The 13,676-nt window shown below is 57.2% G+C and carries 3 protein-coding genes; all 3 read left to right on the forward strand.

Features of this window, described 5'->3' with window-relative positions; all coding sequences use genetic code 11:
- The first annotated feature begins 39 nt into the window (after positions 1-39).
- The 3 genes from ratA (at position 40) to ACLJR2_RS11415 (ending at position 13,205) form a co-directional block, all read left to right on the forward strand.
- Positions 40-5,631 (forward strand): DUF823/DUF824 repeat adhesin RatA, encoded by a 5,592-nt coding sequence (gene ratA, locus ACLJR2_RS11405; RefSeq protein ID WP_219829026.1) that lies wholly within the window; start codon positions 40-42, stop codon positions 5,629-5,631.
- 165 nt (positions 5,632-5,796) lie between these two features.
- Positions 5,797-13,104: a DUF823/DUF824 repeat adhesin RatB gene (ratB, locus tag ACLJR2_RS11410; RefSeq protein WP_000837128.1), complete on the forward strand. Its 7,308-nt coding sequence runs from the start codon at positions 5,797-5,799 to the stop codon at positions 13,102-13,104.
- Positions 13,092-13,205, forward strand: a complete 114-nt coding sequence (locus ACLJR2_RS11415) for an IS1 family transposase (RefSeq protein WP_001667815.1) — start codon at positions 13,092-13,094, stop codon at positions 13,203-13,205. Before ratB ends, ACLJR2_RS11415 begins: the two co-directional genes overlap by 13 nt.
- Positions 13,206-13,676: the final 471 nt, after the last annotated feature.

Here is a 13,676-nt window from a genome sequence, read left to right on the forward strand (position 1 = left end):
TGAATCACGACAGAGAATGAATACGGGTGGCTATCGCTCATGAACAGGAATCGGCAAGTGAATAAAGTGGTACATTTCTTACTGACATTACTGATCATGTTTGCAGCGTCGATCTCGTCTGCGCAGGCCTTACTGAAAGGCGGGACCTGGCAAGAGTTGAACTCAGTGACTGGCGCAATTAACGGCACCGTGCCCCGTGCCGACGGCGCGATGATTCCCGTGTATCAGGGAAGCATACTGCTTGACCCAGCCAAAACCTACGAGATTGCGTTTACCGCCATGCCGCGCGATTTTAGCGCGGATGCCAGCTCAACCTCAATACGTGCGGTCAATTCCAACGATACTGAAGGCGATCTCTTTAGCGACCCGCCGACCATTACCTGGGAAAATCAACAGCCGCCGATCGTGGGCCTGTTATGGGCAGATGCCGCCACGCCCGACATGCCGCTTTCGCCGCAGCCGTTGCTTAACCAGACCTTCTGCGCCCAAAACCTCGCTGGGCGACAGCTGGTTGTCTGGCCGCAGCCAGAAGATGAAACGACCATCCCAGCGCTGTGGCTCTATACCCGCACCGGCATGCCGAATAATGCGGCCATCTCGTTGCTCAAATCGAAAGTGACGCTCAATATTGCTCCGGCAGTAGGCAATCCCGTTTCGGTCAGCGGCGATCATGTTGATGCCAGCTTTGAAGCCTCAAAAGTGAAAGTCGGAGAGAGCATCACCCTCACCATCACGACCAGAGGGTGTGATGGTGAACTGGTTAAAAATGCGCCGTTTGTCATCCGCCGTGAGGATGCCAAAAACCGTCAGGGTGTGGTCAATAACGCTAACCCAGTGCACGTTGGCGATACCGAGCTAACGACCGTGCAAACGGAGTATCGCGGTGTCACCGACGCCGGGGGTAAAGCTACAGTTGTGGTGACGCAGGATAAAGGCCCCGGCGTGAAAACGCATCTTATCGTCGCCTCGCAAAGTTATCCCACGCTGACAGACGGCGTGGATGCCATTTTCACCACCATCACCAGCCCGGACAGCGATAAGGCCAACATGTACGGCCACATGATCGAAAGCACCACTGCGACGCTAAACGGTACGACCTACACCTTCACCCGGCCAAAACTGGCGGCGGAAACCAGCGGCGACGGCACCGTTGTGGATACCAACGAAACCTGGGCGCAGTTTACCTGGAGCGGCGCCGATAACCATTGCAACATTCTGCCGGATGCCGAACAGCTGGTGCAGATGCGACATGAGCACAGCACGCTGGAAACCTGGACCGGCTGGCCGGTGGCGGGCGATGCCGAATACTGGTCGTCAACCAAAGATCAGATGAGCGACTACCACGCAGCCGTCCATATGAACAGCGCGTCGGTCGTCAGGGCCGCCAACAGCGACACGCTGTTGGTCAGTTGTGTGGATAAAGCCCAGCCCGCGGCGCACCCGCAGATAACGCTATCCCCGCAAGGGCCGTATAAAGCGCAGGTGGGGGAGTCGATTGACCTGACGATGACCGTGGTCGACAGGGACACGCAAAAGCCGCTGCCTTACCGCTACATGGAGCTGTTTATCGACCCGGCAAAAAACCGTAAAGGAGAGCATCAGGACGCGTGGGATAACCAGCGGGTCACCGTCAATTCCGAAGACATGCGCGCCTCGTCGCCGGAGCACTATACCGGCGTGACCGACGTCAACGGCCAGGCGCACCTGACGTTAAAACACGACAGCGGCATGGGCGTTGAGACGCCCATCCGCATCGTGATGCCGGACGACGAAGGCGGCAACGTCGAGCTGCCCTTTAGCGTGATATTTACCGTAATCACCAGCCCGGACGTGGACGGCGCCAATATGTGGGGCCATATGCAGGGTGTGGTGGATGCGGGCAACCTGTATAAACGCCCGCTGCTGGCGGTGGAAACGAGCCATAAAGACGGCCAGTTCAGCGAAAACAACGAAGAGTGGGCGACGTTTAACTCGGTGGAAACGGCGACCGCGCAGTGCGGCATCGGCCAGGTGCCGGATCAGTCATCGCTGGCGCATTTGTACAGCGAGCATCCGGGCGGCAAGATGGAAAGCGAACACGGTTGGCCGACCGAAGACTATTTCATCGCGGCGGACAACGACGCCTCCGGGACGGTACACGTCAACCTCGAAAACGGCGATAGCGGCAAATTTACCAACGCGCCAAACTACCTGACCTGCTCGGCCAATGAAATGGTGGCGGTGCTGGACGTTTACTTCAATGACGACCCGGCGACCAAAAACGCCGATATGACCGCCAAAGTGGGTGAACAGATTAAGCTCAACATCCATTCGCGCAACGCTCTTAACGGCATGGCGATCGCCAATACCGACTTCACCATCACCATGGCGAACGGCAGGCGGCGCGACGGGCTGACGACCGGTTTTACCGATACCAGCAACGGCGAGATGCAGTTTGACGGCGCCGGCTACGTTGCCGGGCAGGTTTATCAGGGGATCACCGACGCCAACGGCGATGCGACCATTATCCTCACCCAGGATAAGGGCGTGGGGCTGCTGACGCCGTTAAGCATCGTACCCGTCGATTCATTAATCAGTACGCCGGTTTCCCGCAGCGTGAAGTTTACCGTCGCCACCAGCCCGGATACGCCAAAAGCCAAAATGTGGGGCCATATGGCCGACACGATTACCGCTGGCGACTGGACCTTCGAGCGGACAAAACTGGCGAGTGAAGTGAGCAGCCCGCTGCGTACCCAGGACGAGAACAACGAGACCTGGACGCGCGTCGCCCACACCGACGCGGCGGGCAACCCGGACGCGGGCGGCTGCGCGGCAAACCGCCTGCCGCGTATCGACCAGCTTGAGGCGTTGTACAGTGCCAACAGCGGCGGCGCAATTAACCGCGTCCAGGGGTGGCCGACATTGCTTAACTACTGGTCGTCCACCTTCCAGAGCGCCAGCACGTGGAAACTGCTCTCGCTGTTTAGCGGCAGTGAATTTGCCAACAGCAACGTCTCCATTTACACCAGTTGCCTGGCCAGCGATAACCCGGTGGCGGCCGCCATCACCATTGAACCGGTCGATCCGTCGCAGTGGTACGACGGCAGCGGCGTGCATGCGGTTAAAGTGAAAAAGGGCGACACGATGCAGCTCAAGGTGACGGTGAAGGACGCCAGCGGCAACCCGATCCCGGAAGCGCCGTTTGTGCTCACCCGCGGCGACGGGTACGATCGCAGAGGCGAGAAGTACATCACCAGCGAAGGCGGCGATATACAAGGCATCGTGACGCCTGTGGTGATCGACGGCGAATCGCTGGCCTGGACCAACACCAAAATGGGGTCGCAGACCGGCACTGACGGCACCCGCATCATCAACGTCACCCGCCCGGACACCCACGGCACCCGCACCGCGATTAACGCGACGCTGTATGAAAACGCCGCCGTGAGCGCCAGCATCGACACTATTTTTACCGTTGTCACCAGCCCGGACGTCGACGTCGCCCGTATGTGGGGGCATATGGCGCCGTCGTTAACGGCGGCGGACGGCGCGGTATATCAACGCCCGTTGCTTGATGCTGAACTGTCGAGTGCGTCCAATATAATTCACTATCAGGAAGATAACGAAGAGTGGGCGGCGTTTTACGGGCCGGGCAGTACGAAAACTAACCCAGCCAGTTGCGCTACAGGCTATTTCCCTTCCGTTGAGGCGCTGGATTCGCTGTACAGCAAATACCCGAACCGCACGATAAAAACCGCCCAGGGCTGGCCCATCGACCGCTCTTACTGGAGCGGCTCGGCTGGCAAGTCATTCTCCAGCGCGCCACCAAATACTTATTATATCGTTGATCTGGATGATGATGCGCATCGGACGATAACCAATAGCAGTATCAACGATACGCAATATCAAATTTGCGCTACGACGCCGTTGCCGCAGGCTACGCAGATTACGCTCACCTCCCCGCAGGCGACGGATGAGGCTATCCAGGCGGTGAAGGCGAAAAACAGCGAGTCGATCCCGGTTATTGTTACCACCACCGATGTGACGGGCAACCCGATTCCTTATACGGCTTTTTCGCTTAAACGCGACGCCGGGACGGCGCGTAACGCTGACTATAAATTTAGCGCCACCAACGCCACCAACATGACGGTAACGCCGCTCGCCGGTGCGCAGCAACAGTTTTTCTATGCCTCGTCGGTTCTGAACGGCGTCACCGGCGCGGACGGTACGCTGGCCCTGACGCTTGCCGAACCCGGCGGCATAGGGGTGAAAAACGTGCTGACCGCGAATCTGTATGATACACCGACGGCGACCTCATCGCTGCCGGTGGCGTTCACCGTCCTCACCAGCCCGGACAACGACAAGGCCAATATGTACGGCCATATGCCGGAGACCTTCACCGCCAGCAACGGCGCGGAGTTTAAACGCCCGCTGCTTTATAGCGAGCTGGCGTCGACGACGAATACGTCTAACTACAAAGAAACAAATGAAACCTGGTCCATGGTGAATTATTTTAATACCGGTAATTATGGCGCGTGTTCAATGAATCAGATGGCCGCGCTGGCGGATTACCAGGCGCTGTACGGCGATCACCCCAGCGGCAAGGTCACGACCGACCTTGGGCTGCCCATCAAGAAGAAATGGTGGGCGGGCGACAGTCTGTTAAAAAATCAAACCCTTTACTGGCAGTTTATTGATCTCAGTACGAATAAAGGCGGCACCGCGCAGGAGACTCCTGGTAATTACTATTACCAGCTCTGTCTGACTGAACCGCGTCAGATGAAGATCGCGCTCTCTTCGGAAGCATGGAACGCGGACAAATCAGCGGCCGTGGCGAAAAAAGGCGAAACGATACCGATGACGGTAACGGTGACTAACGACGACGGGCAGCCGCAGGCCGGGGTGGCCGTACTGTTGACGCGTGGATACGCTTATTCGCGCGGTGCGGTGGATAAGCAATACATTAAACCAGGCGTGATTGGCGAGCCGGTTCCGTTTACAACTTCGCCTGCGAATATGATGCTGACGCCGGTTGCACCTGCGGGTACGGCAGTGGCGTTTAATAACCAGAATGGCCTCAGCACAAAATGGTCTGGCTTCACCGGCGATGACGGTAAGTTGCGGTTTACGTTAACTCAGGATAAATCGCTGGGGTTAAAAACGTCTGTCACGGCGGCGCTTGCGAATCAATTTGATGAGGCGGCGAGCGTGGATGCAATCTTTACGGTACAAACCAGCCCGGACACGCCGTATGCGTCATACTGGGGTCATATGCCGGATACCGTGCAGGTGAACGGCGTTACGCTGCGCCGCCCGTATCTGAAAGCCGAGCTCTCTGCCGCGCCCCGGGATACCTGGCCGTTTAATAATGAATTCTGGGGGACGAACTATTATTATCAGTCCGAACACGTGGAAACATCGCTGACACATCTTTGCGGATCGCAGGAAAATATGGCCTCGTTGGACGATCTGAAAGCGTTGCAGAGTGTTATCGGCACGTTGCAATGGCCGACGACATCGTCCTGGGATTATGTGTCGCAAGATGAAGGTCAAAGCAATAAGTACTACTGTTCATTTAACGAAACGACCGGCCAGACAACCTGTACTCGTGAAAAAGCGACGACCTCGGGCTTAGGCTCGTGTCGGGTGCCGTAGTGAATGGGGAATGGGGCCGGGAGCGCGTTTGAATGTTGGGTGACGCTTTGCGGCGCCCAACTTGGGTATCCCTTGTAGCTGGCGCTGTTCCGGTAGCGATGTATTTTTACGTTTTTGTATTCATGGAATGAACTGCAACGAAATGGACTTTTCTCAGGTACGTCAATGAAATCGAAAAAGTGTGTTGGTTTTTTACCCTGGCTGCTGCTATGTGCCCTCAGTTTAACGCCTTTCTTCGCGCAGGCCGTGCGAAGCAGCGGCGCATGGCAGGAACTCACTGAGCAAACTGCGGCTATTAATGGCACTCCGCCTCAGGCCGACAGTGTAACGATCCCGGTATATCAGGGCAGCGTGCAGTTGCGCTCTGATGCGGCGAATCCTGTTGACTACTCCGCGAAGCCCAGCCAGTTCAGCACCAGTGATGCTGGCAGCGCGCTGACCTTAACCAATCCGCACGACACCGAAGGCGATATCTTCGCCGTGCCGCCGCTGGTCTGGCAGGCTGAACGCGCGCCCACCGTCACGCTGGTGTGGGCCGACGCCGCCACGCCGGACACGCCGCTTGATCCACAACCCGTCAGCAATATAAGTTTCTGCGCGCAGAATCTGGCGGGCCGCCATCTGGTGGTCTGGTCGCAACTGGATACCTCAACCGCCATACCGCCGCTGTGGTTGCTTACCCGCACCGGCGTGCCTTATAACACGGCGGTCGAAGTGCTTGATCAAAAGTTTGCCGTGGATATCGCGCCCGCCGTGGGCGACCCGGTAACGCTCGCCGCCGATCATCTGGATGAGTCGCTCAACGCCGCGAAGGTCAAAGCGGGCGAAAGCATCATGCTGACGGTAACGACCAAAGACTGCGGCGGCGAACCGGAGGGCAACGTTGATTTCGTGATTACCCGCGGCGACGCGCAAAACCGCCAGGGCGTGGTAAACAATGCCGCGCCGGTGCGCGTCGGCAACACCGAACTGACCACCACCGCCACGGAATATCACGGTACGACCAACGCCGAGGGCGTGGCGACCGTGGTCGTCACCCAGGCGAACGGCCCGGGCGTTAAAACGCCGCTGATAGCGCACCCGTCGAGCGCGCCAGCGCTGAAAGCCAGCGTGGACGTGATTTTTACCACCCTCACCAGCCCGGACAGCAGCAGCGCCAACATGTACGGTCATATGGCAGAGACGTCCACCGCCACGGTGGACGGCGCAAGCTACACCTTTTACCGCCCCAAACTGGCGGCGGAAACCGACGGTGAAGACCGCACCGCCAGCATCAACAATGAAACCTGGGCGCAGTTCAACTGGGGCCACGCCGACGCGCACTGCGATATTCTGCCGGATGCACGCCAACTGGAAGGGTTAAAAATTGCGCGCGGCGATCTGGCCACCACCCTCGGCTGGCCGGTAGGGCTGACATCCGGTGATGAAGAGTACTGGTCCTCCTCCCAGGGATCGACTGCCACTGACCATATCAGCATTGATATGCGCAGCCGCGCCCTTACGCAGATGCCGGACGCCACGCAATCGCTGGTTAGCTGCGTGGATAAAGCCCCGCCTGCGGTCACGCCGAAATTAGTGATTAGCGCCGATAATTTTGATTCAACGGTCAACGCGGCGAAAGTGAAGGTGGGCGAAGAGATCAACATGAAGATCACCGTCACCGACAGCGCCACCAATAAACCGCTGCCTTATCGCTACTTTAACGTCTACCTGGGCGACGAGCAAAATCGCCAGAATCAAAAGAACGCCGATATTGATAGCGGGCATCAGTGGACGGATGATCCGGTAATTATCACCAATCTGGCAGGCAGCGACGGCCACTATCATGGCGTCACCGACGCCAACGGTCAGTTCTCGCTGGTGTTGACTCAGGATAAGGGTGCGGGCGTATTAACCCCGGTGCGCGTGGTGCTGTTCGACGGCACGGAAGCGACGCAGAACGTGATTTTTACCGTCGTCACCAGCCCGGACGTGGCGCAGGCGCGCATGTGGGGCCATATGCAGGGCGTGGTGGAAGCGGGCAATATCTACAAACGCCCGCTGCTGGCAGAAGAGGCCGCGCAGGATACCGGTTCCGAATTTGAGAATAACGAATACTGGGCGACGTTTAACTCGGTAACGGCGGCGACGAACCAGTGCGGTACCGGCCAGGTGCCGGGGCAACTGCTATTGGATACGCTGTATCAGGCCCATTCCGGTAACGCGATGGAAACGACCTACGGCTGGCCGACGCAGAAACACAGCTATATCGCGGCGGATACTGATGGTTCCACCACCGCGCACGTCAACCTGGCGACCGGCGCGGACAGCATGTTCAGCGGCGCCGAACCGAACTATCTCTCCTGCTCCGGCAATGAGTTGGTGACCAGTCTGGACGTTTACTTTAATGGCGATGAGTCGTTACGTAATGCGGTAGCCAAAGTCGGCGAACAAATCACGATGAACGTCCATTCCGTTAATGCGCTGAACGGGTTAAGTGTGCCCAACGCCAGCTTTACCGTCACCATGTCGCACGGCAAAAATCGCGACAACGCCACCACGGGCTTTACCGATCCCAGCGACGGAACGCTGGTGATGGGCGGAACGCCTTTCGGCTCTTCCCAGGCGTCGATGACGTACCAGGGCATGACCGATGCCGAGGGCAACGCCACGCTGGTGATTGAACAGCCGCAGGGCGTGGGCTTGCTGACGCCGTTGAGCGTACTGCCGGTCAACTCACTGATTACCACGCCCGTCAACCGCAGCGTGAAATTTACCGTTCCCACCAGCCCCGATACGCCGGAGGCGCAGATGTGGGGCCATATGGCGGACACGCTCACCGTAAGTGATATGGAATTCCAGCGGCCAAAGCTGGCGGCGGAAGCGACTGCCGCCACCCGTACCCAGGAGCAGGATAACGAAACCTGGGCGCGCGTCAGCCACGCCGACGCGCTGAATAACCTCAACGCCGGGGGCTGCGAGGCCGGCCATCTGCCGCGCGCCGATCAGCTTGCCGCACTGTATGCCTCCAGCGACGGCAATAAAATCCACACCGTATCCGGCTGGCCGACGACGTATGACTACTGGTCTTCCACCTTCGCCAGCGCCGCTACATGGCAGGCGGTATCACTGGCTGCGGGCGGCTATACCGCTTCCGGCGATGCGTCGGACTACGTGAGCTGTCTGGTCAGCAAAAATCCGACGGCGGCGTCTATCACCATTGAGCCGGTGGATGCGGCATTGTGGTATAACGCAAACAGCGAACACGCGGTGAAGGTGAAAAAGGGCGATACGCTCCAGCTTAAAGTGACGGTAAAAGACGCCAGCGGCAATCCGCTGCCGCAAGCGCCGTTCGTGTTAAGCCGGGGCGATGGCTACACCCGCCAAAATGAAAAACACGTTGCCGGCAGCGGCGACGGCATCGTCTCGGCGGTGGTGATCGACGGCGATTCGCTTAACGACAGCGCCACCCAAATCGGCGGCATGACCGGTGAAAACGGCAGCAAAATCATCAACGTCACCCGCCCGGACACCCACGGGACGAAAGTCGCGATTACGGCGGCGCTGTACAATAACGCCAGCGCGACGGCCAGCATCGATACTATTTTTACCGTGGTCACCAGCCCGGACAGCGACAAAGCCAAAATGTGGGGCCATATGCCGGAAACGACGACGGCGGCCAACGGCGAGGTGTTTAAGCGCCCGCTGTTATCGGCTGAAATCGCCAGCGGCGTTACCCACGGCGACAATACGGAAAACAACGAAGCGTGGGGAATCGTCGATTTTGAAATGGCGAACGACGCCTGCGGCGCGGGATACGTGCCGACCCTTGCCGATATGCAATCGCTGTACGACGCCAGGCCCGGCGGCGCCATGAATACCCAGCAGGGCTGGCCGCTGGATGGTAAAAACTACCAGGACAGCACCGCCGATTTGAGCCGGAGTACGCAAAACCGCTACGTTAAGTCGATTAATCTGCGCGACGGCGGCGTCGGTTCGCTATTGTGGAATGAACAACTCTATTTTGTCTGCCTGCAAAACGCCCATCCGGCGGCGACGCAGATAACGCTCACTTCGCCTGTGTATAACGACAGCGACGGATTCGCCAAAGCGAAAGTCGGCGAGACCATCCCGGTCATCATCACCACGCGGGATGCCCAGGGCAACCCGGCCGCCGACACGCCGGTTATCTTTACGCGCGGCGACAGCGTCGGGCGCGCGAATCAGGAGGTGAATAGCTCGGCGGCGGCGGATATACAGATAAACCACAGCGACGGGCGTAGCAGCGGCGCTAACTATTACACCGCCACGGGCGCCGACGGCACGCTGACGCTGAATATCAGCCAGGACAGCGGCGCGGGCTTTAAAACGCCGCTGACGGCGGCGATAGAACACAACGGCGTAACGAGCGCGCCGCTGCCAGTCATCTTTACCGTGGTCACCAGTCCGGACACGCCGAAGGCCAACTACTGGGGCCATATGGCGGAAACGCTGACCGACAGCAGCGGCGTGGCGTACAGGCGTCCGCTGCTGGCCAGCGAGTTTAGCGCTACGCCCGGCAAAACGCTGACCATCGCCAACGGCTACTACGACAAAGGCGAAACTTGGGGCATGATAACCGTCGATAAAGCCTGGAACGGCACCGGCGGCGGCTGTGGGCGCAACGCGCTGCCGACCGTAGCCAACCTCCAGACGCTGTACGGGACATACCCGGATAACGCCATGCGCAGCCGTAACGGCTGGCCGATGACCAGTTCAGGCAACAACAACGTCAGCCGCTACTGGTGGGCGGGGGATTACGTGATATCGTCAGACGGCACGCAGTCGCTCTACGCGGCGGTCAACCTGTTTAACGACGGCAATGATGTCAAAACGACGACCAGCACCTCGATGTACTACATGCAGACCTGTCTTGCCTCGCCGCGCAGCGCCGCCGCCAGCCTGACGCTGACGCTGGCAGGCCAGGATGAAACCACCGGAAGCGCAAAGGCGAAGAAGGGCGAGCAGATGGCCGCCACCATCGACGTGAAAGACGCCGCAGGTCAGCCGATGAAAAACGTGATGGTGAAAATCAGCCGCGGATCTTCGTACAATCGCGCCAACAGCGCCACATCGTCCTCAAGCGTCACAGACGATATTACGCTGCGTAATGTGATGCCGTCCGGCCTGGCGACATACCTGCTGGATACCTCGGCGAAATATCTGTATGCGCAAACCGATGCCCAGGGACAGGTGACATTTACCCTTGCGCAGGACAGTACCGCCGGTTTAAAAACCACTATCAGCGCCGCCACGATGGACGGCAGCAACCTGACAGACAGCAAAGACGCAATCTTTACCGTAGTGACCAGCCCGGACAGCGATAAGGCCAAATACTGGGGCCATATGCCGGAAACCTTTACCAACAGTAAGGGGGTTGAATTTAAGCGACCGCTGCTGCGCGCTGAACTTTCTTCAACGGCGGACACGTCGGGTTATACGGAAAATAACGAGACCTGGTATACCTGGAGCCGTTATCCGAATATGTATCAGGACACCGCCAGCCCGTGCGATCGGCTGGGGTTGCCGACGGTAAATGATTTACAGACGCTATATACCGATTATCCCAATGGCGCACTCACGACAACGCTTGGCCTACCGGTGGCATCAGGAAAATATTGGGGGGCGGGTAACTCAGTACCGGATGCCACGCACTCAGGCAGTCAGTTCCAGTATGTCAGACTCAGCGATAATAATACGCTGACAACCAAAGCCAATACCGCCACGGCGCAGCTTTGTCTGGCAAAGCGCCGGGACTTGTCGATAGAACTCACCTCCAGCGACATGGATGCGGATAAAGGCGCTCCAGTGGCGAAGAAGGGCGAGAGCCTGCCGTTGACCGTCACTGTGAGGGATGGTTCCGGCACGCCGCAGCCCAATACCGCTATCCGTTTGGGACGAACGCTTTCGATAGACCGGGCGGGTGTCGCTGATGGCAGTTCCGGCGGAGGCATGGTACTCACATCGGTTGCGCCGTCTACGGGCTCAATGACGTTTAACTGCACGGTATCTTCGTGCACAAGTTATTGGTATGGCATTACGGATGAGGATGGTAAAGCGCAACTCGAAGTGACGCAGGATGATTCCCGTGGCCTGAGAACACCGCTGCAGGCGATGCTTGTCGACGATCCGCTGACAGTTAGCGATATGGACGTCATTTTCACCGTCATTACCAGCCCGGACAGCGATAAAGCCAAATACTGGGGACACATGCCGGAAACCGTGACCAACAGCGCGGGCGTGAAGTTCCGGCGTCCGCTGCTGGCGGCGGAGATGACGTCGAATAGCGGTACTTACCTGGTTAACAATGAAACATGGCCCTTAGTCACCGCAGCGAACACTGAAAAAGCGGGCGCAACCGGCTGTGATGCGGAATACCAGCCGTTGTCAGGCGATCTGCAAACGTTGTATGGCGACAATCCTAACGGCGCAATCGGTACAAACTACGGCTGGCCGGTGGCGGGGAACAAATCCTGGTGGGTGGCGGATCGTGCGCCGAATACCGGATATTACCAATTTATAAACCTGAATAGCGGCGGTAAGGGCACCGCCAGTTCATCGACTGCCACCGGCGCTCAGGTGTGTCTGGTCGAGCCGCGTACTTCTACTCCTGCCAGTATTACGCTGACCTCGACGGCGATGGACAGCGCGAAAAATGCGGCGGTAGTGGCGAAGGGAAGCGCGATGCCGTTAACGGTGACGGTAAAAGATAGCAGCGGTAACCCGGTCGCCAACGTCGGTTTTACGTTGTCACGTGGCGATTCGAAAAATCGGGCAGGTATGGTGATAACGGATGGCGACGTGGCAGCGGATGCCGGAGCAGACGATCTCATGCTTAAAGAGCTGACTCCCGCAAGCGCCAGCCAAAGTATGACCACCACCGGGATTGTCTTTACCGGCACTACCGGCAGCGACGGTACGGCAACGTTTACGCTTAATCAGGATAAAAGCCTGGGGTTGAAAACGCCACTCACGGTGAAAGTGACGGACAATACGACTCTTCACGCATCGCTGGATGTGATTTTTATGGTACTTACCAGCCCGGATACGGATAAAGCGTTGTTCTGGGGAAATATGTCGGATACGACATCCGTCAACGGAAAAACGCTGCATCGTCCGTGGCTTCAGGCTGAGATGCTGTCAGGCGTGACGCCAGTATTTACCAACGGAGTGCATGCAAATAACGAGTACTGGGCGATGGCGCATATGGTGGACAACACGAAATGGGATATTGCCAAACAGTGCGGTAGCCTTAGCAAAGCACCGGATAATAACGACCTGTTGACGCTGTATCATTCAATTAGCTCGTTAGGCTGGCCGACGCTGGGCTATCCCTATTTATCTAAATCAACCTCGAGCGGCGGCATGTATTGCGGCGTAGATGAGAATACCAAGAGTCAAAACTGCGCCATTAAGCCGGCAGGCACAGCGGGTTATGCGACGTGCGTGGAGTAACGTATTATGCGTCTGGCACGAAAATAATCTGCTTTTCACATTCAATTGAGCTTCATGAAAAAGTGAAAGTAGCATTCATTGAAAAGTATATGTTCTGCTAATTGGCGTCACCACCGTTTGCCACGCGTGTGTAAAAGCGCCGTCTCCCTTCTGCAACCCGGCATCTGGCGCTACGTATATACTCTAAATAATTCGAGTTGCAGGAAGGCGGCAAGCGAGCGAATCCCCAGGAGCTTACTAAAGTAAGTGACTGGGGTGAGGGAACGCAGCCGCAGCACATGCAACTTGAAGTATGACGAGTATATTTAAAATAACGCCAGGTGTCGCATGATAATCACACCTTTTTGTTTCACGCATTTATTTATTTTAATATATGAAGTTATTAAATGTTATTCACAACATAAATATTTATTAAATGGATGAATGTATTTATATCAATTATAAATCAACCAGAAATTGACCTGGCATTGAAATAAGCCTTGAAATTAGTTAATAATTTGGCTTGGATAATATATTGTTTCAGGTGATTGCAACCATTCATAGAGCTGTATTTTTGTTATTTATTATTTAAC

This window comes from Salmonella sp. SAL03688, assembly GCF_046551895.1.
Taxonomy (GTDB): Bacteria; Pseudomonadota; Gammaproteobacteria; order Enterobacterales; family Enterobacteriaceae; genus Salmonella; species Salmonella enterica.